Genomic DNA, 21,416 nt, shown 5'->3' with positions numbered 1-21,416 from the left:
TGTTCGGTTCGCCCCGCTCAGCGGTCAGGCAGGGCCACGATCCCGACATAGGTGGGCTCGGGGACCTCGGTGACGCGGCCTGTCGGCTCGAGGGCGCCCGTCGCTTCGTCCACGCGAAACGCGACGATGTTGCTCGAGTCCTGGTTCGCGACGAGCATCAGCTTGCCTGTCGGCGAGATCTGGAAATGGCGCGGCGTCATGCCCTGCGTCGAGGCATGGCCGGCGGGCGTGAGCGTGCCCCGCTCGGGATCGACAGCGAAGATGGCGATGCTGTCGTGGCCGCGGTTCGAGCCGTACACGAACTTGCCCGACGGGGACACCTGGATCTCGGCGGCGGTGTTTCCCTTGGCGCTCGCGCCGTCGGGCAACGTCGAGACGGTGGCCATGGCCGTGAACGTCCCGCGCGAAGCGTCGTAGCTCAGGGTGGTGATCGAGCCGGCAGACTCGTTGATCACATAGGCGAACCGGCCGTTCGGGTGGAACTCGAGGTGTCGAGGCGTCGTGTCCGCGGGGAGCGAGAGGGCTTTCGGGTCGTTCGGCGCCATCTGGCCCGTGTCCGCGTCGAAGGTGAGCTGCGTTATCTCGTCGAGCCCGAGGTTGGTGACGAACGCAAACCGGTTCGCCGGATCGGTCACGGCGTGGTGCGGCCTCGTCCGGCGACCGAAGGACACGTCGAAGGCCGCCTGGCCGAGCGCGCCGTCCTGGCCCACGGGGAGCACCGCCGCCGTCCCGCCGCCGTAGTTGGCGACGAGGACGAAGCGCCCGGAGCGATCCGTGGACAGGTGGGCGGGGCCCGCGCCCTTCGAGGACGCCCTGTTGATGAGCTCGAGCGTCCCGCCCTGGGGATCGATCCGGAACGCGCTGACGGCGCCCGACAGCTCCCCATCCACCTCGTTCAGCTCGTTCGCGGCGAAGAGGCGCCGGTGCGCGGGGTCGACGGCGAGGAAGGTCGGGTTCATCTCGGCGTCGAGCGGGCCCTGCACGGCCGAGAGCGCGCCGTCGGCGCCGTCCAGGCGGAAGGCGAAGAGCCCCTCGTGACCGCCGACATAGACAACGAACGCGCGTTCGGCCTGCGAGCCGCCGCCGCCCGCGCCGCTCCCGCCCGCGTCGCCGCTCGCGCTGGTGCCGCCTGCGCCGCCGCCGCTCGTGCTGCTGGCGCTCGTGCTGCCGACGCTCGCGCCGTCACCGCCGCCGGCGGTCACGCCCGCCGTGGCGCCGTTGTTCGCGGCTCCGGCGCCGGAGCTGCCGCACCCGAGCCACAGTCCCGCCGCCAGAAAGAGGAGCGCGCGCTGCATCGACCTGGTTTCTCCTACCTCCTGCGTTAGGCCTGGCCAGCGCCGCAGCGCAAGCGCCGCGGCGCGATCCTCGTCGCGGCGCGCTGCGGCAGGTCCGCGGCGGTCGCGCTGCACCGCGGCGAAGGCCGGGGAGGATGCGCGACGCGGCGCGGCGCGGCGCCTCAGGCTCGTCCGCGCAGCGACCCGGCGGCGGCGCCGAGGAGCGCGCCGGCCGCGATCGGGAGGCCGTGGGCGAACGCGATGTGGAGGAGATCGTCGATGTCGCAGTGCGTCCCGATGCCGACCACCACCCCGAGGCCGCACAGGGCCCCGATCGCGGCGCCACGCCACGCCGGCGCCGACAGAAACGAGCGGCGCAGCACGAGCGCCGCCAGAGCGAACGGCAGGACCGCCGTGCCGACGGCGCTGGCGACGCACCGGAGGTGCTGATCCAGCGGCACCGGCGGATCGGCCACGGGCGAAGTCGCGACGGCCGCGGCCAGGAACCCGGCCGGCACCGCGACGACGAGCGTTTGGATCGCCCTCACACCGGCCGGCAGGCCCCGGGCGCGCGGGCTCAGCGCGAGCAGCAGGCCGAGACCGGAGAGCACCGCCGTGACGGCGAGCGGGACGGCGACCCGGAGAGAGGGGAGGTCGTCGCGGAAGCCTTCCCACCAGCTCACGAGCAGGATCCAGCCGAGCCCGGCCAGGAGCGCGCTCCAGGAGCGGCGCTCGCGCGCCGGGCGCGTCAGCGACGGCTCGGCCGGCGCCTCGGCCACGACGGGCGGCGGGCGGGCGGCGAGGTGGGCCGCGGGATCGGGGATGTCCTTCAGCCCGCTCAGCAAGTCGCGCTCATTCGACATTGGCACCTCCCCGGACGCTCCCCTGGCCCTTGCCCCGGCGGCGCTCCTCCGCGCCTCCTGGTTCCGCCTCGGGCCGCCGCTTGAGATCGTCGAGCGCCGCCCGCAGCGCCTCGTAGGCGCGGAACGCGCGGAGCTTCACCGCGCTCGTGGTCGTCCCCAGGACCGCCGCGGCGTCCTGCACGCTGAGCCCCTCGTACCGGATGAGGATGAACGCCTCGCGCTGCGACGCCGGCAGGCCCGCCAGCGTCCGCTCCACCGCCCGCGCCGTCTCGGAGGCGATCGCGACCGCCTCGGCGTCCGCGCCGCGCGCGTCCGGCGGCTCCGCGCCCGGATCGCTCGGGAGGCGCTCGGTGCCGCGGTGCTTCTGGGCGCGCGCGTGATCCAGGTAGACGTTGCGCGCGATGGCGTAGGCCCACGGCGCGACGGCGCCGCCGCGGGCGAAGCTCGATCGGGCGCGGTGCATCCGCAGGAACGTCTCCTGCGTCAGGTCGCCCGCGAGCGTCTCCGAGCCGCTCATCCGGGTGAGGTACGCGAGGAGGCGCGCCGCGAGCGCGCGGTGCAGCTCCGGAAACGCGCGCGCGTCGCCGCACGCGTACCGGTCCATCGCTTCGTTCAGGGCGAGCTCATCCATGGCGGTCCTGACGGCATACACCGTCTGCGCGCCGGCGATCATCGCGACGGCCCGAGGAGCGCCCCGCGCTCGGCGAGGTCGCTCAGCAGGGCGGCGGTGCTCTCCAGCACCGGCCCGTCGACCGGGCGTCCCAGCGCGGCGCAGCCCGCGACCACGGCCTCGCCGAGCGCGGCGCCCGCGAGGAGGCGGCCCAGGATCTCGGCCGCGAGCGGCGTGAGCTCGAGGAAGCGCACGTCGTGCGCGGCGTCGCGGTACACGAGCAGGCGGGTGGGCTCGCGGGCCGGCACGTCGCGCGCCGACGCGTCGCCCAGCAGCCTGTGGACCGCGTGCTCGTAGCGCACGAGCGCCGCGGCCCGCTGGAAGCGCGCCCCCCGGTCGAGCGAGAGCGCCTCGTCGCCCGGCGCCTCGTCGCCCGGCGCCACGTCGCCCGGCGCCACGTCGCCGAGCGGCCCTGACGCCCCGCCCGCGCCGGCCTCCTCGTCCTGCTCGGCGCACGCCGCCGCGAAGGCGGCCAGCTCGTGGCGCGCGAGATCCGCGAGGTACGCGGGGACCTCCGGATCCCCGGCCCAGCGCGGCGCCGCGAAGCCCACGAACTCGAACGCGACGTCGCGGAGGTAGCGCGACCGGGGCGGCTCCGCCTCGATGAAGCGCGCCACGTCCGCCTCGAACCGCGCGCCGAGCCGCGCCGCGGTCCGCGGGATCCCGGCGCGGATCGCGCCCGTCAGCCCGCGGCGGATGAGGCTCCGGTAGAGCAGCAGCCGCTTCGGCGGGAGCGCCGCCATCGCCTCGAGGTCCGGCCCCTCGAGCCCGGCGCGGGCGAGCCACGCGCGGGGATCGGCCGCGATCGCCTCGCCGTCCGGCGCGGTCACGCTCCGCTGGAGCGCCCGCTCCAGCGCCGCGAGCTCCGGCGGCGGCGTGTTCGACGCCTCGCCCGCCTCGCAGGTCGCGCCCGCCTCGCCCGCCTCCCGCACCCCGCGCGCCCCGCTCACGCCCGCGCCTCCCGCGCGGCGAGCCCGCGCCGGTACGCCGCGTCGACCTCGGCGAGCTCGGCGAGCAGCGCGCCGAGCGGCGGCACGTCGTTGTCCCGCTCGAGCACGACCGGCACCGGCCCGGTCCGCGCGACCGCGCGGGCGAGCAGGTCGAGCACCGGGGCGATGGCCGGCGCGCCGTGCGTGTCGACGAGGACCTCCGCGTCGTCGCGCCATTCGTGCCCCGCGACGTGCATCGCGGCCACGCGCTCGGGAGGGATCTTCTCCAGGAACGCGACCGGGTCGAAGCCGTGGTTCCGGGCGTTGACGTAGACGTTGTTCACGTCGAGCAGGAGCCGGCAGCCGGCGCGCTCGAGCACCTCGACGAGGAAGTCGGCCTCGTCGAGCGAGGTGCGGCCCGGGACCAGGTAGTAGGTGATGTTCTCGATCGCCATCGGGCGCTCGAGCCGCTGCTCCGCCTCGCGGATGCGGGCCGCGGCGTGGGCGGCGGCCGCGGACGTGTGCGGGAGCGGCAGGAGGTCGTGGAGGAACGCGCCGTCGACCCCGGAGAAGCAGAGGTGGTCGCTGTGGAAGGGGGGATCGAGCCGCTCCAGGAACCCCCCGAGCGCGCGCAGGTAGCCGGCGTCGAGCGGATCGAGCCCGCCGACGGACAGGGTGAGCCCGTGCGTCAGGATCGGGCGGTGCTCCCGGACGCGCTCGATGGCGGCGGGGAAGTAGCCGCCGCGCCGCATGTAGTTCTCGGGGGAGAGCTCGAAGAAGGGGACGGGCAGCGCCGCGTCGCGCGCGCCGTGATCGGGCGCGTCGAGCGCCGCGAGCACCTCGTCGAGGAACTCCCATCGGAGCCCGAGGCCGACGCCGGTGAGCGCGCTGCCGGTCATGGGGGTACGGGGAGGGCGCGGGAGGCCGCGATCAGCCGCAGGTGCCCTGGCCGCAGCCCGCGTGGCCGGGCTTCTTCGCGGCGGCGCCCGTCTTCTTGGCGGCGGGCTTGGCCGGGGCCGCGGTGGCCGGGGCCGCGGTGGGCGGCGCGGGCGGCGCGGCCGTGGCCGCCGGGGTGGCCGTGGGGGCGACCTGCGGCGAGGTCGCGGCGGACTGCGCGTCGCTCGGCGGCGCGGGCTCGGCCGGGGCGGCGGGGACGTTCGCGCCCGCGGCGGCGTCGCCGGAGGCGGCCTCGGTCGGCGCGGGCGCCGGCGCGGGCTCGGCCGGGGCGGCCTGCTCCGCGGGGACCTCGCTCGCGTTGACCGGCGCCTGCGCGCCGGCGCAGCCGCTCATCACCATGGCGCCGGCGCTCAGCGCGGCGAGGGTCTCGTAAATGCTCTTCTTCGACAGCATCGTGTAGCTCCTCTGGTTCTCGTCACGTCGGGCCTGCGCCCTCCGTTGTCGTCTCGACGGGCCTGCGCCCACCGTTGTCGTCACGTCGGGCCTGCGCCCTCCGGCGGGCGAGGCGTCATCCGGCTTCCGGCGGCTTCCGGACCGCCGTGTCATCTCAGAGCCGCTGCGTCGCCGCAACGGCCCACTTGCGGGCGGCGCGCCGCGCTCACCGCGCGCCGCCGTCCGCTGCCGCCGCCGGCGCCGCGGGGGCCGCGCCGGCGGTCGCTGTCAGCTCGAGCGTCACCATCGCCTCCTTGGCGACCTTGGGCGAGAGCACCTCGAGCGTCTTCTGGGCGAGCTTGCCGAACGCCTCGCGCGGGCGGACGTCGTGCTCGGCGAGCCCCACCGGGAACGGCTTCGCCGTCTTCACGGTGACGCTCGCGGGCCTCTCGCCCTCGTACCTGAACGTGGCGATGAGCTCCACGGTCCTCGGGGACTGCCGCTGGTGCAGCAGCAGGTCGCCCGACGCCGTGACGGTCACCGTCCGCTCCGCGCCGGACAGCTTCGAGAGGTCCTTCTCGCCGGAGGTCGAGATCGACCGGATCGCGAACTGGGCCTTCTCGTTCTTCGCGCGGACGTCGTCGGGCGTGTCCTTCGAGATCTCGAGCCAGGTGCGCGCGTGCTGGTTCTGCAGGTCGCTCTTCTTCTCCTCGCCGGGCTTGCCGTCGTCGCCCACGGCGGTCTGGAAGAGCTCGATCGTGGAGAGGTCGACCGTGATGAGGCCCGTCGTCCTCGTGACGTCGGCGGGGTCGACCTGGAGCGTCCCCGCGGCGGCGCCCGCGATCCGCCCGCGGATCTTCTCCTGCGGCGCATCCATCACGAGCTCGACCTTGCTGCCCGCGCGGTCGATCGCGAAGGCCGCCGCGGCGGGCGCCTTCGGCTCCGGCGCCTTGAGCTCGGTCGCGGCGGGCGCGAGGCTCGGCTGCTCCCCCTGGCACGCGGCCGCGCCCAGGCCGGCGGCCGCGAGCGCGAGGAGGAGCAAGGTCCCTGTCCGGATCGTCGTCACGCTCGCCTCCTGGATCTCTCGGGTCGTTGCGCGCCCGCGCACGGCGGCGCGCGGCGGTCTCCACTTGAACAGGATGGCCGGCGCCCGGGAAGGGAGATCGGAGTCATCGCCCTCGCTTGGCCGCCCGCTCGGCGCCTCGGTTCCATGAGTCCCATGTCCGAGATACGAGCGAGCGGCGCCATGGTTTCGGTGGCCGCCGCCGGTGCGGCGCAGGGCGCAGCCCGCCGGACCTGCGCTGCACAGCCGCGTGTGGCCTGCGGTGTGCACGAGGCGGTCGTCGAAGACGGAACGAGCCAACCGGAGACAACTGCAATGAGCACGCGACGACTCGCGGCGGCCGCCATGACCGCCGCCGGAATGATGGCGCTCGCCGGCGCGGCGGAGGCGCAGGGCGCGGCGGGCCGGGATCAGCACGCCCGGCCGACAGGCAACCTCCCTCCGGCGGATCAACCGCTCATCCGGCGCATCCCGGAGCCCACCGTCGCGGTCGAGGGCGGCTTTGGCGTGCTGGGCTACGTGGGCGGCGCCGCGGGCGTCGGGCCGAGCTGGAACGTGCGGGTGACCGGGACCATGTCGCCGCGCGTGGCCGTCGAGGGCAACTACACCGGCTCGGTGAACCAGCGAACGATCGCGGGGAAATCGCTGGTGATGACCGCGCTCGACGCGGGCCTGCGTTACAACATCCTGCGCGCCGACGAGGCGATCGTGCAGCCGTTCGTTGTCGCGGGCGTGGGCTACGTGGGCTGGGCGGGCCGCGGCGGCGACGCGTTCGCGATGTCGGTGCCGCTCACCGCGGGCGTGGAGCGGCTCGTCACGCGCAACGTCAAGCTGGGCGCTCGGTTCAACTTCCGCCCTGCGTTCTTCGACGACCTGACCATCGGCGGCGTGACGAACCGGACGGGCGGCGACAGCTGGTCGCTGCTCGCGCACGGCGGCGGCGCGTTTTGACCAGGGCCATCGGGTCTTGACCTGGGCTGCACCTGCGGGACGAGGCGGGCATGCGCGGGGCCCCTTCGTCCCGTGGAGTGGAGTAGGCTGCCGGCCGCTCGGGCGGCGACCCGCCATCGGGGCTCCGCGGCCGGGCTTCATCCACGGAGAACGACGGTATGAACACGCGCAGCCACTCGCCCCGCCGGGGCCTGAGCCTCTTCTTCACGGGGCTCGCGCTCGTCTCGATCGCCGCTTGCTCCAGCAAGCAGCCGGCGACCCAGGGGACGTCGATGGCGGCGGGCGAGCGGCGGGAGAACGACTGTTCGACTGGGCCGCTCCTCGAGTGCCCCGAGGGCCAGCTCGACGGCTGCGCCAACGGGACCACCACGGAGCATCGATGTGTGGACGCGGGGCGGGGGAGGTGCCTCGATATCCGGGCGGCGCTCGTGAAGTGCCTGGACGGCGAGATCCTGACGCACGACGGCTGCCCCGAGCCGGCCTACATGCAGCGGTGCGCGCCCAGGTCCGCGCAGCTGCCTTGAGGTGGCGCGGTCGTCGTCTGAAAAACGCCGTGGTCGACTCGACTTCTTCTCGCTGTCCGCGGCGCTCACCGGTCGCCCTGGTGTCGCGCCCGCGGGCCGGGCGGATCAACCCTGCTTCCCCGCTACCCCGACGCGCGGGGCGGCCTCGGCGCGGAGAGCTTCGTATTCGAGATGATCGGCCCCCCCGCGTACGAGCCGGCGCCGCCTTCGCTGCCCCAGCTATCGACCTCGTCGGGCGGCGTGTCCTCGAGCTCGCCAGAGGGCGTGATCGGCCCGCGGACGCCCGGGACATCCGCCTGCGGCGGAGGCCGCTTCTCCTCGCTGACCTCGTTTGCGAGGCGCGGGTCGCCCGGCGGATCGTGCGTCTTCTCGACTCCCATGCTTCCTCCTTCCCGAGGGCTCCTGGGACCGGCGCGCTCGATCGTCCACTCCTCCCCTGCGGCGGCTGTCCCGTCTGCCCGCCGCCCCGGCTCACCCTTCGTCGATGACGGGGATCGTGAACCTGAACGTCGTCCCCACCCCCACGCGGCTCTCCACGTCGATCGTCCCCCCGTGCGCCGCCACGAGCTCCCGGGCGATGGCCAGCCCGAGCCCGGTGCCCTTGTAGCCGTTCCGCTCGCCGCGCCAGAACCGCTCGAAGAGGTGGGGCAGCTCGTTCTCCGGGATCCCCGGCCCCGTGTCGGCCACCGAGAACACGACGTGCTCCTCTCCGCGCTCGCACCGCAGCGTGATCGCCCCCTGGGCGCCCGTCACCTGGAGCGCGTTGCTCAGGAGGTTGGTGAGCACCTGGAGCACCCGATCGCGATCACACGTGACGAGCGGGACGTCGTCGGCCGCCACGACCCCCAGCAGGATCCCCTTCTCCTGGGCCTGCGACTCGAACGTCTCCACCGCCTCCCTGCCGATCTCCCGCGGATCCTGCGGCTGCCGGCGCAGCGCCAGCCGGCCGGCGCGCAGGCTCGCGAAGTCGAGCAGGTCGTGGATCAGCCGATCCATCCGGTGCGCCGAGCGCTGGATCGCCTGGATCGCCTTCGTGTCGCCCTTCTCTCCCCGCGTCACCGCGCGCTTCGTCATCACGGCGGCCGCCGTGAGGATCGCGCTCAGGGGATTCCTGAGGTCGTGGGACACCGTGGCGAGCACGTTGTCCCGGAGCTCGATCGCGCGCTGCGCCGCCTCGTACAGGCGGGCGTTGTCCGCCGCGAGCGCCGCCCGCTGCGCCAGGTCGTGCGCCACCGCGAGGTCCGCCTCGTCGTAGACCCGGCCGGATCCCGCCGTCGCCAGCGTGATGCAGCCGAAGGTGCGGCCCCGCGCGACGAGCGGGACCACGAGGGCCGACGTGATCCCGAGCGCCCGGACGAACCGGCGGAAGACGCCGTTCTCGTCGAGCGAGGCGATCAGCGGGTGCGACGGATCCCCGATGAGCTCCGGGCGCTCGCTGCAGAGGGCCCGCTCCAGCAGCGCCACCAGCGGCGGCGGGGGATCCAGCTCGCGGAAGAGCGCCCGCGCCCTCTGGAGCTCCTCCGGGCGCGCGTGGATCACCGTGAGCCCGCGCGACTGCTCGAGGTCCGGGAGCGTCTGGATGACGCACCAGTCCGCCAGCTCGGGGACCGTCAGGTGCCCCACCCGGTCGAGCGTGCCCTGGAAGTCGAGGGTGTCGCTGAGGGCGGCGCTCGCGGCGGCCAGGAAGCGCTCCCCCCGCTCGGCGCGCGTCCGCTCCGTGATATCGAAGAAGGTCACGACGGCCGCCATCACGCGCCCGACCGGATCCCGGACCGGCGCCGAGCGCACGAGGATCCGCCCCCGCGCGCCGTCGTCGCGGACGATGTCGATCTCCTCGTCGATCACGACCTCCCCGGTCGTGATCGTCCGCGCGAGAGGCCAATCCCGGGCCTCGTACGGCCTGCCCGACCGAGGGTCGGAGCCCCGGCAGACGGCGTATCCATCGATGTTCTGGATCTCCAGGAGCGGCAGCCCGAAGATCGCGCCGGCCTGGGGGTTCGAGAGGAGGACGCGCCCCGTCGGCGGCTCGGCGATGACGAGCCCCGCCGGCATCTGCTCGACCACGGTCGCGAGCAGGGCGCGGGCGTCGTCCGCCTGGCGCCGCGCCGCGCGCTCCTTCGCGACGAGCTGCGCCTGCACGATGATGCCGGTCGCCCGGCTGGTCATCGTGCGCAGCATCAGCGCGTCGTCCTCGGAGAACTCCTCGGCGTTGCGGGAGCCGAGGATCGCGACGCCGATGGAGTGTCCCTCGTGGATCAGCGGCACGCCGTAGACGGCGCGCAGCCCCCTCGCCCGGATTTCCCGCGCGGTGACGGGCAAGCCGCCGGCCGCGGCGTCGAGCGACGTGGGCCCGCGCAGCGCGAGGACCGCGCGGGCGAACTCCCGCGCCGCCTCGAGCGGGGGTCCGGGCAGGGGCCCGTCGTCGATGCCCGCGGTCGCGTGGACCTCGAGGGCGTCCCCGTCCCCGAGCAGGACGAGCGCCACGTCCACGGCGGCCGCCGCCTCCCGGGTGGCGCGGAGGAGCGCCTTCAGGAAGGTGTCCAGATCGCTGCTTCCGAGCGCGGCCGTCGAGATGGCGTCGAGCGCCTGGAGCAGGCGCACGCGCGCCGCCTGGTAACGGGACACCGCGTCGGCGATCGCCTCGTCGATCGTCCCGTTCAGCTGGATGAGCTCTCGCCCCCCGTCGCCGCCGTCCCGCTCCCAGAGCTCCAGGATCACGGCGCGGAGCGCCGCGTATTCCATCACGACGTCGGCGAGATCGTACCCGTGGGCGAGCCGGCTCAACGCGTGGAGCCCAGGGAGCCCCCGGTGCTTCCGGTCGACCGCCGCCGTGCCCGCGCCGCGCGCGCCCTCGGCGATGTAGGTGAGGATGTCGGGCAGGTGATCGGTCGGCCTCGGCGCCGGCAGCCGCCGCACCGGGTTGAGCGCCTGGACTCGGTACTTCCAGGCATCCAGGAGCGCGTCGTGGTGGCGCTGGATGAAGTCGGAGAGCCGCTTTGGGTTCGGTCTACCGAGCAGATCCATCGGGGACCTCACGATAGCGCGAATCCTTGAGCGCGTGTTCACCTAGCATCGACTCGAATCGACGAAATCGACGAGAGAGCGCCGCTCTCAGGCGGAGCTTGCTCGCTGCCCGCGCCGCGCGCTACATCGGCGCGGGTCAGCTCCGGATGCCTGGCGCCTCGTGTCCGCTCTGGGCGACATACTCCAGGTATCCCCCGCCATACACGCGCGGCCCGTCGGGCAAGAGCTCCAGGACGCGGTTGGACAGCGCGGCGAGGAAGCGGCGATCGTGCGAGACGAACAGCATGGTGCCCTCGAACGAGGAGAGCGCCTCGACGAGCATCTCCTTGGTCGCCATGTCGAGGTGGTTCGTCGGCTCGTCGAGCACGAGGAAGTTCGGCGGATCATAGAGCATGATCGCGAGCACGAGGCGCGCCTTCTCGCCGCCGGACAGGATGCGACAGGGCTTGTCGATGTCGTCGCCGGAGAAGCCGAACGCGCCGGCGAGCGTGCGGAGCGAGCCGATCGAGGCCTGGGGGAAGCTCGCCACGATGGACTCCCAGACGGAGCGGGTCGGGTCGAGGAGCTCCATCGCGTGCTGCGCGAAATACCCCAGCTTCACGCTCGCGCCGACGTTCACGCCGCCTGCGTCCGGGGCGGAGGCCCCCGCGACGAGCTTGAGGAGGGTGGATTTGCCGGCGCCGTTGACGCCCATCACACACCAGCGCTCGCGGCGGCGGATCAGGAGGTCGAATCCGTCGTAGATGGAGCGCCCTCCGTACGACTTCTTCACCCCGCTGAGCCGCGCCACGTCGTCGCCCGAGCGCGGCGCGGGCTTGAACTCGAAGCGGATCGTCCTCCTGCGCTTCGGCGGCTCGACCTTGTCGATCTTCTCCAGCTTCTTCACGCGCGACTGGACCTGCGCCGCCTTGGCGGCCTGGGCCTTGAAGCGCTCGATGAAGCGCATCTCCTTCGCGAGCATCGCCTGCTGGCGCTCGTACTGCGCCTCGGCCTGCTGCTCGTTGATGGCGCGTTGCTGCTCGTAGAACTCGTAGTTGCCGGAGTAGCTGGTGAGCTCGCCGCCGTCGATCTCGATGATCTTGGTGACGATGCGGTTCATGAACTCTCGGTCGTGCGAGGTCATGACGAGCGCCCCTGCATACTGCTTCAGGTACCCTTCGAGCCAGATGATCGACTCGATGTCGAGGTGGTTGGTCGGCTCGTCGAGGAGGAGCGCGTCGGGCCTCATGAGGAGGATGCGGGCGAGCGCGACGCGCATCTTCCACCCGCCCGAGAGGGCGCCCACGTCGCCGTCCATCATGGCCTGGCTGAAGCCGAGCCCGGCGAGGATCTCGCGCGCCTTGGCGTCGAGCGCGTAGCCGCCGAGCTCTTCGTAGCGGGCCTGGGCCTGCCCGAAGCGCTCGATCAAGCTCTCCATTTCATCCATCCGCTCGGGGTCGGCGAGCGCGGCCTCGAGCTCGCGGAGCTCCGCGGCGACGTCGGAGACCGGGCCGGCGCCGTCCATGGTCTCGGCGACGGCGCTCCTGCCCTTCATCTCGCCGACGTCCTGGCTGAAGTAGCCGACGGTGACGCCGCGATCGATGGCGACCTGGCCGCCGTCGGGCGCCTCCTCCTTGGTGATCATCCGGAAGATGGTCGTCTTGCCCGAGCCGTTGGGCCCCACCAGGCCGACCTTCTCGCCGCGGTTCACGGCCGCGGAGGCCTCGAGGAAGAGGATCTGCTTGCCGTGCTGCTTGCTGATGGAATCGAGACGGATCACGAGGCGCGCTGCCGCTGGGGGCGGCTCCTTTCCGCGCCCCCCTATACCAGACGGCCCGTCGCGCGATGCGGCATTTCGTCCGCCGCCGTCGGCGCCGGCGCGCGCGCCATGAACCGCAACCGCCGGCGGTCAATCGGTGAATTGCTCGTCTCCGGGCGCATTCCAGGCGCATTCCGGGCGCATTGCACAGGAGCCCTCTTTTTTCTCTCCTGCTATGCGCGCGCTTTCCATCTCCTTTTTCACGCTCATCCGGGCTTGATGTCGGGCGGGCGAGGGGGCAGAAGGCCCGGCATGAGCAAGGTCCAGATCCTCTCTTATGCCGGCTGCAGCACCTGCAAGCGGGCGCTGAAGTGGCTCGGCGAGCGCGGCGTCGACGTCGACGTGCGCCCCATCGTCGATGAGCCGCCGACGGCCGCAGAGCTCGCCCGGTGGGTCCCAGCGAGCGGGCTCTCGGTGCGCCGGTGGCTCAACACGAGCGGGCAGAGCTACCGCGCGCTCGGCAAGGCGCGGGTGGACGCCGCGAGCGACGACGACGTCACGCGGTGGCTCACCGAGGACGGGAAGCTCGTGAAGCGGCCTGTGCTGGTGAAGGGAAACCGCGTGCTCGTGGGCTTCCGCGAGGACGACTACGCCGCGCTGTTCGGCTGAGCCTCAGGGGGCCGAGGTGAAGCGGCCTCCCCGGACCTGGCTCAGCTCGAACGAGCTCTCCGGGTCCAGGTTGTTGTCCGTCGTGCCGTTGCGCGAGCGGCGGATCACGACGTCCACGTCGCAGCTCTCGGTTTCCTGCGAGCTGGTCGCCTCCAGCTCGCCCGCTTCGATGGTGTACGTCCCCGGGTCGCCCCCGACATCGAACGTCTTGGAGAAGATGCAGCGGCCCTTCACGTCGATCACCATGTCGTCCCCGGAGGTGCTCGGCGACCAGGCGATCGTGAGGTCCTCGCCGCGCGGGACTGGCTCTCTGGGCAACGCCTCGAGGTCGAACGGCTCGGGGAGCGTCCCCACGTTGTTCGTCGCGTCGTCGTCGTCCTCGTCGTCGCGGTCCAGCAGCACCCTGATCTCGGTGCCTCCTGCGCCGACGTCGACGGCGGCCTCGTAGACCCCATCGCTCTCGGCGGACATCGCGACCGCCTCGCCGTCCACGGTCGCCGAGATCCGATCTCCCGCGCTCAGGATGACGTACGTGTTGCTCTCGTCGCCGCCGGCCTTGAGGGTGGCCCGCAGGGTCGTCGACGACGCGCTCTCGGCGATCGCCTCCAGGGTCGCCGAGATCCCCCCGGTCTTGATCTGCTGCGAGTCGAGCGTCTCCGTGCAGCCTGCGAGCAGACCGGAGGCTGCGACCCCGAACATGGCCATCGTGGTCTTCGTGATCATGAGTTGCCCTTTCCTCACCGCCTCACCCGCCAGGGCGCGCCGGCCCCGGGCTGGTTCACCACTGGCTGCGCACCACGACGCCGCCCCCGGTCGGTCCCGCGAGCAGCGACCAGCTCACCGCGCCTGCTGGGTGGTAGGGCGCGGCGCCGGCCTGCGCGCCGGTGGTTGCGCTGGCCTGCGAACCGGACGAGGAGGGCTCCGTCAGGAAGAGCACGAGCGCCGTGCCGGCCAGCGCCGCCCCGGCGCCGAAGCCGATCGTGCTCACCAGCCCCAGGTCCTTCGCGCGCGTTCCAGCGGCCTTCCCTTCGGCGGTCTTGCATACCGCCCTGCCGGAGCCGACGTCGTCGCAGTCCTCCTCCGCGTGGCGGCTCTCGCTGAGCGCCATCGCTCCCGTCACGCCCCCGGCGATCAGCCCGCCCAAGGCGAGCCCGCCCGTCACGTACGTCAGCACGCGCCGGCCGCTGGTCCCGCTCGGCGCCGGCGCCCGCGACGCGCCCTCGTCGCGCTGCGACGGCGGCAAGGAGGACTGATGGGGGGGCGGCTGATCCGCCGGCGTCGCGGGCGGCGGCGCCTCGGGGAGCTTCACCTCGAGCTCGATCGTCTTCTCCTCCGACTTCTCGATCGTGAACCGCACCTCGTGCGTGGGCCCGCCCGGCGCCTTCGTCGTCACGACGTGCTCGCCCGGGTTGACGGGGAGCGCGATCCCGAGCGAAGGCCCCTCCAGCGTGATGCCGTCGCGCTGGACCAGCGTCCCGGCGGGCGCGTCGGCCGGCAGCGACAGCGTGAGCTGTGGCACGAGCGGCACGAGCGCGTCGCGCTGCTCGAGCACGAGCTTGTAGCGATCGTACTGCTTGATCTGCTCGGACTCGGACAGGCGGGAGTAGAGCGAAAGGAAGTCGTTGTAGCGCGCGACAGCGGTCGCGGTGCGCCCCCACTTGGCCTCGCACTCGGCGAGCGTGAACAGCCGCCCTGCGCGAGGATCGAGCCGGTAGCTCTCGGTGAGGGCAGGGCAGCCGGTCTGGAACTTCCCCGCCAGCATGTCCGCGAGGCCGCGGTTGAAGAGCGACTCGGCCACGGCCACGGCGTCAGGCTGCGCGTTCGCCGGCGCGGTGACAGCAATGCACAGGAGTCCGCTCAAGACGGACCCGGGCCAGAAGGTTCGCATCGGAGATAACATGAGATACCTCCTTTGGGACCGCCCTAGGCAAAAAATCAGCGCGTTGTGGGGCCGCGCTCAGTCTGCCCCGTAGAGCGACTCCCGAGGCTTCGCGGTGGTCGCTGCGGGGGAGGCGGTCGGCGCGATCTTGCGCCAGGCGCCTGGCGGCGGCGCCGGGGTGCGCGGCGCCGCCGGGGTGCGCGGCGCCGGTGAGGCCTTGGCGTTCGCGAGCACTTCGGGATCGATGGCCAGGCCGCCGTCCGCGGGTGGCGCGGAGGCGGAGGTCGCTGGCGCCGCGAGGTCGGTCGAGCTGGGCGTGCCGGCCGCCTCGGGGCGGGCGGCGCCCGGGGCGGCCTCGGGCGGCGTGGAGGGCGGCGCGACGGTCGCCGGCGGCGCGACGGTCGCCGGCGGCGCGACGGCCGCTGCCTGCGCCGCCTGCGCCGCCTGCCCGTGCTCGGTGGGGCCGGGGGCCGGGGACCCGACCCTGCTGAACGCGGCGAGGGCGATGGCGCTGCCGCCGACCAGGGCGATGGCCGCGACGGCGAGCGCGGATCGGCTCCGCGGCCCCGCGGTGGTGCCGGCGCCGGTGCCGGTGCCGACCCGGGTCTCCACGCCCGTGCTGGACGACTGGGCGGCCACCGGCATCGACGACGCGGGCCCCTGGCTGGCATGGCTGAACCGCGGGATCGGGGTCTCCAGCGTGGCCAGGCGCGAGGACCTGACCGTCATGGGGGCGATGTCGAAGACCTCGGCGAGCGCCTCCACCGTGGACGAAGCGGTCGGGAAGCGCGCCCCGGGATCGCGCGCCGTCGCTTTCGCGAACCACGCGTCGAAGCCCGGGGGCAGCTTCACCCCCTCCTTCTCCGCGCGCACGGAAGGGGGCTCCTGCGGGCCGTGCATCGCGATCACCGCGAACGCCAGCGAGTTGCTGTACTCGCGCATGTCGTTCAGCCAGTAGGCCTTGCCGACGAGGGTCGTGTACGCGATCATGCCGAGCGCGAAGAGGTCGACCGCCCGCGTGATCGTCTCGCCGCTGAACTGCTCGGGCGCCATGTAAAGCGGCGTCCCGAGGGCGGCGGTGTTCGCCCCTTCGACCGCCGTCTCGGCGACCAGCTTTGCGATGCCGAAGTCAAGCACCTTGATCCGGATCTCGTCGTCGTCGTCGCTCGCCGCGAGGAAGAGGTTCGCGGGCTTCAGATCGCGGTGGACCACGCCGGCCGCGTGCGTTTTGTCGAGGGCGTGCGCGGTCTGGCGCAGGTAGGCGATGGCGTTCTCCGGCGGCAGGCGCCCGCCGCGGCGGATGCGCTTGCTGAGCTCCTCGCCGCGGAGCAGCTCCATCACGAGGAACGGCATGCCGGTGTCCAGGTCGATCCCGGCGTCGAACACCTCGACGATGTGCTCGGTCGCTATGCGCGCGGCGATGCGCGCCTCGAGCTTGAACCGCGCGTGGAACTCGGGGTTCTCGGCGAGGTGCGGGTGCATGACCTTGAGCGCCCGCCGACGATCCGTCTCGACGTGGACGACCTCGTAGACCGCCCCCATCGCACCCGTCGCGATGCTGCGCACGACGCGGTACCTACCAGCGAACAGCATCCCCTCGTTGAAGTTCAGCGACATAGTCTCACCCGCGTCGAACGAGGTTACACCACCTGGTCGGACGACCGCACTCGTTAACTTGCAGACCTTACAAACTTGTGGCCGTAAGACTCCCCACATCGAAGTCCCGATGTAGGGCGCGTTCGTTAGGTCTGCGCACCAGGTAAGTGCCCTGCGCTGATTGGCGCCGCTCGCGCGGAGCGCCGACCGTCGTCGCTCGTCGTCGCTCGTGCTTGCTCGTGCTCGCTCGTCGTCGCGAGAAGATCCCGTGATTTCGTGGCTTACGGGGCTCTGCAGCGGTGATGTGGCGGATGGGGCGCCCGTCCGTTCTGATCGTTTTTCACGACAGACACATCGACATCGTCAGATGCACGGGCGGAGCGCGGGGCGCCGCCTGTCCCGTCAGAGCACGAGCACCGCGAGCAGCCGGGGCCCGTGGAACACGTCGAACCCGCCGATATCGAGCTTGCGACCGATCGTGTAGATCGTCTCGTCTCCGCGTCTGGTCGCGCGGATACTCGATATGATACCCTGGCCGATCGCCTCCACGTTGTAGGACACCTCGGTGAGCAGGCGGAGCCGGCTGAGGTACGAAGTCAAGCGGAGCCGGAGCCCTACCGACACGTTGCCGGAGAGCGCGATCATCGTCGCCTCGTCGACCTCGCGCGGGGCGCCGGGGACCGCGGGATCCGCGGAGAAGGCGTAGCGCACCGGGCCGGCGCCGCCGTAGAGGCCGAGATCGCCGAACGGCGCGAGCCGCGGCCACTCGCCGTTGCCCATCCGCACGCTGAAGCCGCCCTGGTAGAACCGCGACGTCACGCTCTGGGCAGGGCTTTGCCGCTCGAAGACGTAGACGTCGCCCTCGCCCGGGTCCCGCTCGCGGAGCGCATAGAAGATGCGCGGGAGCTTGTAGTCGATGTACCTGAAGCCCGCGAGCAGCTCCTCGAGGTAGAGGTCGTCCGCGGCCTCGGGGAAGAGCTTCGTCACGTCGAAGCCGACGTCGATCTGGCGGAGCAAGAGCTGGAAGGGCGCGCTGGCGACGGCGCCGGCGTCGCGGTCGGTCGCCGGATCGACGGCGAGCTCGGTCACGTTCCCGGCGGTGAAGCGCGCGATCTTGAGGCTCGTGCTCACGCCGGCGAGGTCGGCGCCGATGTCGAAGACGTCGCTCGCGAAGCCGTTCAGCCCGAGGAGCCTGCCGAGCGAGCCGTCGTACTGGATGTCGCCGCCCGACGAGAACAGCCGGTCGGTCTTGAAGCCGGCGTTGAGGCGCGCGGCGTCGCGCGCGTGGTCGAAGTCGTACGTGAGCAGCGCCCGGCCGCCGACCATGAACACCGGATCGACGTCGTAGGCGAGCCGCCGCGTCCTGCCCCGGTAATCGTTGACGCCGCCCGAGGAGCCCGCGCTCGCGAGCTGGTGGAAGAGCAGGAGCTCGACGTCGCCCTTCAGCTTCAGGTGGACGGCGTCGAGGCTGATCGCCCGGCCCTGCTCGAGAAAGCCCTCCTGCGCCTCGAAGCCCGCCGTGTCCTCGAGCGGCGTCTGCGCCGGCGCGGAGAGCGCCTCGGCGCAGATGGAGAGCGCCGCGCGCTGCTCCTCGAGCACCCTGGAGATCGCCTCCGCGCGCTCCACGGCGGCCCTGTAGCCGGGCTCGTCCCGCGCCACCCGCCGGGCCTGCTTCACGACGTACGGCGCGACGGCGAGCGCCTCGATGTGCATTCGAAGGACGAACGACAGCACCTGGAGGGCGTCGCGCGCGATCGTCCGGGCGGGCTCCTGCTCCGCGCTGGCCGCGCGGAGCGCGGCGGCGGCGAGAGCGACGTCCCGGTGCGCTCCGGCGAGCGCCCGCCGCCGCGCGCCGGCCCTCGCCTTGGCGGCGGCGATCTCGGGCGTGTCGGGGGCGCCGAGGGGCCTCCCGGCCGAGAGCCGCTCGACGCTCCGCTCCTCTGCGGCGAGCGCCCGCGCGTGCTCGGCGAGCGCCTGCCACGCGGCCGGCAGGCGGCTCGCGGCGCTCGCCTCGCGCGACGGCGCCGCGAGCGCAGCGAGCGCGTCGAAGAGGCGCGCGAACGCGGGCGGCGCGCCGCGCTCACCGCGCGCGCGTTGTTGAAGAGGCGCGCGGGCGAGCGCCTCGTCGAGCTTCGCGCGGTAGAGCTTGGCGAGCGGGACCTCGTGCTCTCCGTCGTAGGGGGGCGTCTCCTCGAGGCGCGCGCGGAGCCGCTCGCCCTCGTCGTCGTCGAGGCGGAGCGCCGCGATCCACGCGTCCCCCGGGGAGTACGGGGTGCTCGAGAGGACCTCGTCGGCAAGCCAGGCCGCTCGCTCCAGGTCCGCGGCGCGATCGTCGATGATGGGGCGGCGGGCGTCCTCGTTCGCGAAGGCGCGGGCGGCGCGGGCGTTGTACGTGGCTGGCCCGCAGGCCGAGGCTGCTGCGGAGGCGAGGAGCAGGAGGCCTGCGAGCGCCGGGCCCGGTCGCATCGGCGAGAGCCTACCATGGCGTGCGAGCGCACTGGACGCCGCGCCGCCGGCCTGCTCAGAATGCGCGCCCGTGGCTCCCAGCCGACCCAGCGAGATCGACGGCGCGCGGGCCTGCGGCCTGCGATTCGCGGCTCGCGGCTTGCTGACCCGTCGTCCTGGCCGCGCAGCACAGCGGTCGCTGGCGGCGAAAGAGCCACGTGCGAAGGAGAAGAACCAGGATGAATGATGCCACATCCAGCTGCGACATCGGCATGATCGGGCTGGCCGTCATGGGCGAGAACGTCGCGCTCAACATGGCCGACCACGGGTTCAAGGTGGCCGTGTACAACCGCACGGTGCAGGTCGCGAAGGACTTCGTCGCGAGGAACCCGAGCACGCCCGGCGGCCTGGTCTGCTGCGAGACGCTGAAGGACTTCGTCCGCGCGCTGAAGAAGCCGCGCAAGGCGGTGATCCTGGTCAAGGCCGGTCCGCCGGTGGACATGGTGGTCAAGCAGCTCATCGAGGCGGGCGTCGAGCCGGACGATATCGTCGTCGATCTGGGCAACTCGCTCTGGACCGACACGATCCGCCGGGAGCAGGAGTACGCGAAGCAGTGCAAGTTCTTCGGCTCGGGCGTCTCCGGCGGCGAGGTGGGGGCGCGCTTCGGCCCCTCGCTGATGCCCGGCGGCGATCCCGCGTCCTGGCAGCACCTGGAGCCGATCTGGCGCGCGATCGCCGCCAAGGTCGATCCTGCGACCGGCAAGCCGATCGAGGGCGCGTCCCCCGGCAAGCCGGTGGAGGGCGGGGTCCCCTGCACGGCGTACATCGGGCCGAACGGCGCGGGCCATTACGTGAAGATGGTCCACAACGGCATCGAGTACATCGACATGCAGCTCATCTGCGAGGCGTACACGCTCCTCGACGGGCTGCTCGGGATGTCGAAGGACGAGATGTCCCGGGTCTTCTCCGAGTGGAACAGCGGAGATCTCGACTCGTACCTCATCCAGATCACCGCCGATATCCTGCAGCAGAAGGACCCTGTCCAGAAGGACAAGCCGTTCGTCGATTTCGTCCTCGACACGGCGGGGCAGAAGGGCACGGGCAAGTGGACGAGCAGCAACGCGCTCGACATGGGCATCCCCGCGAACGCCATTGCGGAGGCGGTGTTCGCCCGTTGCCTCTCTGCGCTGAAGGACGAGCGCGTCGAGGCCTCGAAGCACCTCTCTGGCCCGACCCCGACCCCGGTCGCGGACCGGCAGGGGACGATCACGGCGATCCGCGACGCGCTGTACTGCTCGAAGATCTGCGCCTACGCGCAGGGCTTCCAGCTCATGGCGGCGGCGCAGGCGGAGTACAAGTGGACGCTTGATTTCGGCACGATCGCGAGCATCTGGCGCGGCGGCTGCATCATCCGCGCCCGCTTCCTCCAGAAGATCACGGAGGCGTACACGCGCAATCCTGGCCTGACGAACCTGCTGCTCGATCCGTACTTCAACGATCAGATCAAGCAGGGTCAGGCGAACTGGCGCAAGGTGGTGTCGATCGCGGCGCAGAACGGCGTCTGGGCGCCTGCGTTCATGTCGGCCCTGTCGTATTACGACGGGTACCGTGCGGCCCACCTGCCTGCGAACCTCTTGCAGGCGCAGCGAGACTACTTCGGGGCGCACACCTACGAGCGCACGGATCAGCCGCGCGGCAAGTTCTTCCACCTCGACTGGCCGCACCCCTCCCGTCCTCAGCTGGATATCAAGGGCACCGGCGGCGGGCACTGACGCCCGGCGCGATTCCCGTCCTCAGGGCACGAAGCCCGTCTTCCTCCCCCACCATCGGCCACCAACGTGAACGTGAACGTGGACGTCCACGTCCACGTAAACGTTCGGATGTAGGAGAACTCGGCGCGAGGCTTGGCGTCTCCTCGGGCGGGGAGCCTCGCGAGGACTCCTCTCAGGTGAGGCTGATCCGCGGCCGCAGGTTCTGCTCGCGCAGGAACGGCTCGATGTCGTCCACGATGTCGAGCTGCACCCCCGCCAGGCTCATCGCCGCCGCGATCGTCTGGATCCCCATGCGCCCGAGCTTGTTCATCTCCGGGGGCGGGCGGACGACGATGTGCTCGATCTTGTCGCGCACGTTGAGACCCCACTGGGTCAGGATCACGCGCGCCTCGCTCTCGTACCGCACCATGAGCGCCATGTCGTAGATGAAGAACGCCCGCTCCCCCGGGCGCATGACGCCCACGAGCTTCTGGTACGCGTCGACCGAGATGAACCGCGCGATCTCACCGGTCGCCACCGTCTCCCGCAAGAGCTGGACGACCATGCCCGCCGGCTGCGTGATCCACACGCCGACGCTCCCGGTGTCGTCGAGCAGGTGAGGCTGCCTGCGGAACGCGAGTCTGCGGTTCGACGGGAGCATCTCTCTAAAGACAATAGCCATTCCGGCCACCGGGGCCCGCCCGCGACGAC

General features: G+C 72.4%; 19 protein-coding genes. 4 read left to right on the top strand and 15 right to left on the bottom strand.

Annotated features, from left to right (window positions below):
* Positions 1-17: 17 nt before the first annotated feature.
* The 7 genes from WMF34_RS31160 to WMF34_RS31130 all read right to left on the bottom strand — a co-directional run bounded on the left by WMF34_RS31160 (position 18) and on the right by WMF34_RS31130 (position 6,131).
* Positions 18-1,295: a lactonase family protein gene (locus WMF34_RS31160; RefSeq protein ID WP_012238685.1), complete on the bottom strand. Its 1,278-nt coding sequence runs from the start codon at positions 1,293-1,295 to the stop codon at positions 18-20.
* Between the two features lie 161 nt (positions 1,296-1,456).
* Entirely contained in the window at positions 1,457-2,119 is a 663-nt protein-coding gene (locus tag WMF34_RS31155) for an NrsF family protein (protein WP_437990075.1), read from the bottom strand.
* Between the two features lie 7 nt (positions 2,120-2,126).
* Complete coding sequence (locus WMF34_RS31150) at positions 2,127-2,768, bottom strand: RNA polymerase sigma factor (protein WP_231864338.1); 642 nt, start codon at positions 2,766-2,768, stop codon at positions 2,127-2,129.
* A gap of 38 nt (positions 2,769-2,806) precedes the next feature.
* Complete coding sequence (locus WMF34_RS31145) at positions 2,807-3,757, bottom strand: HvfC/BufC N-terminal domain-containing protein (RefSeq protein WP_437990074.1); 951 nt, start codon at positions 3,755-3,757, stop codon at positions 2,807-2,809.
* Positions 3,754-4,635 (bottom strand): DUF692 domain-containing protein, encoded by an 882-nt coding sequence (locus WMF34_RS31140; protein WP_437990073.1) that lies wholly within the window; start codon positions 4,633-4,635, stop codon positions 3,754-3,756. The genes WMF34_RS31145 and WMF34_RS31140 overlap by 4 nt, the downstream gene beginning before the upstream one ends.
* A 31-nt stretch (positions 4,636-4,666) precedes the next feature.
* Positions 4,667-5,086, bottom strand: a complete 420-nt coding sequence (locus WMF34_RS31135; RefSeq protein WP_437990072.1) for a hypothetical protein — start codon at positions 5,084-5,086, stop codon at positions 4,667-4,669.
* A 205-nt stretch (positions 5,087-5,291) separates the two neighbouring features.
* A complete protein-coding gene (locus WMF34_RS31130) occupies positions 5,292-6,131 on the bottom strand; it encodes a hypothetical protein (protein WP_012238679.1) in 840 nt (279 codons plus the stop codon).
* Between the two features lie 312 nt (positions 6,132-6,443).
* Here WMF34_RS31130 and WMF34_RS31125 point away from each other — a divergent pair, with 312 nt between their 5' ends.
* Complete coding sequence (locus tag WMF34_RS31125) at positions 6,444-7,079, top strand: hypothetical protein (protein ID WP_437990071.1); 636 nt, start codon at positions 6,444-6,446, stop codon at positions 7,077-7,079.
* A gap of 158 nt (positions 7,080-7,237) precedes the next feature.
* Positions 7,238-7,603, top strand: coding sequence for a hypothetical protein (locus tag WMF34_RS31120; RefSeq protein WP_437990070.1), 366 nt, complete (start codon positions 7,238-7,240; stop codon positions 7,601-7,603).
* Between the two features lie 122 nt (positions 7,604-7,725).
* On the opposite strand, the gene WMF34_RS31115 is transcribed toward WMF34_RS31120, so the two are convergent.
* From WMF34_RS31115 to abc-f, 3 genes are all read right to left on the bottom strand, one after another.
* On the bottom strand, positions 7,726-7,983 hold the full coding sequence (locus tag WMF34_RS31115) for a hypothetical protein (protein WP_437990069.1): 258 nt from the start codon (positions 7,981-7,983) through the stop codon (positions 7,726-7,728).
* 91 nt (positions 7,984-8,074) lie between these two features.
* Positions 8,075-10,639 (bottom strand): ATP-binding protein, encoded by a 2,565-nt coding sequence (locus WMF34_RS31110; protein WP_437990068.1) that lies wholly within the window; start codon positions 10,637-10,639, stop codon positions 8,075-8,077.
* A 124-nt stretch (positions 10,640-10,763) separates the two neighbouring features.
* Complete coding sequence (abc-f, locus tag WMF34_RS31105; RefSeq protein ID WP_012238670.1) at positions 10,764-12,386, bottom strand: ribosomal protection-like ABC-F family protein; 1,623 nt, start codon at positions 12,384-12,386, stop codon at positions 10,764-10,766.
* 291 nt (positions 12,387-12,677) lie between these two features.
* On the opposite strand from abc-f, the gene WMF34_RS31100 reads away from it, so the two are divergent.
* Positions 12,678-13,034 (top strand): Spx/MgsR family RNA polymerase-binding regulatory protein, encoded by a 357-nt coding sequence (locus WMF34_RS31100; RefSeq protein ID WP_437990067.1) that lies wholly within the window; start codon positions 12,678-12,680, stop codon positions 13,032-13,034.
* 3 nt (positions 13,035-13,037) lie between these two features.
* On the opposite strand, the gene WMF34_RS31095 is transcribed toward WMF34_RS31100, so the two are convergent.
* The 4 genes from WMF34_RS31095 to WMF34_RS31080 form a co-directional block, all read right to left on the bottom strand.
* Entirely contained in the window at positions 13,038-13,757 is a 720-nt protein-coding gene (locus WMF34_RS31095) for a hypothetical protein (RefSeq protein WP_012238668.1), read from the bottom strand.
* A gap of 55 nt (positions 13,758-13,812) precedes the next feature.
* A complete protein-coding gene (locus tag WMF34_RS31090) occupies positions 13,813-14,934 on the bottom strand; it encodes a hypothetical protein (protein WP_437990066.1) in 1,122 nt (373 codons plus the stop codon).
* A 57-nt stretch (positions 14,935-14,991) separates the two neighbouring features.
* The gene (locus WMF34_RS31085; RefSeq protein ID WP_437990065.1) at positions 14,992-16,530 is read right to left on the bottom strand and encodes a serine/threonine protein kinase; all 1,539 of its coding nucleotides are present in this window, start codon (positions 16,528-16,530) and stop codon (positions 14,992-14,994) included.
* A 381-nt stretch (positions 16,531-16,911) separates the two neighbouring features.
* Positions 16,912-18,975, bottom strand: coding sequence for a hypothetical protein (locus tag WMF34_RS31080; RefSeq protein ID WP_437990064.1), 2,064 nt, complete (start codon positions 18,973-18,975; stop codon positions 16,912-16,914).
* Between the two features lie 218 nt (positions 18,976-19,193).
* On the opposite strand from WMF34_RS31080, the gene gndA reads away from it, so the two are divergent.
* A complete protein-coding gene (gndA, locus tag WMF34_RS31075) occupies positions 19,194-20,726 on the top strand; it encodes an NADP-dependent phosphogluconate dehydrogenase (protein WP_012238664.1) in 1,533 nt (510 codons plus the stop codon).
* Positions 20,727-20,898: 172 nt separating this feature from the next.
* Here the strand turns inward: gndA and WMF34_RS31070 are convergent, their stop codons facing one another.
* Positions 20,899-21,387, bottom strand: coding sequence for a hypothetical protein (locus WMF34_RS31070; RefSeq protein ID WP_012238663.1), 489 nt, complete (start codon positions 21,385-21,387; stop codon positions 20,899-20,901).
* Positions 21,388-21,416 lie beyond the last annotated feature (29 nt).

The organism is Sorangium sp. So ce145 (assembly GCF_051525985.1).
GTDB lineage: Bacteria > Myxococcota_A > Polyangia > Polyangiales > Polyangiaceae > Sorangium > Sorangium cellulosum_B.
Note: the sequence above shows the minus strand (reverse complement) of the source record. Positions and strands in the feature narration are given on the sequence as shown.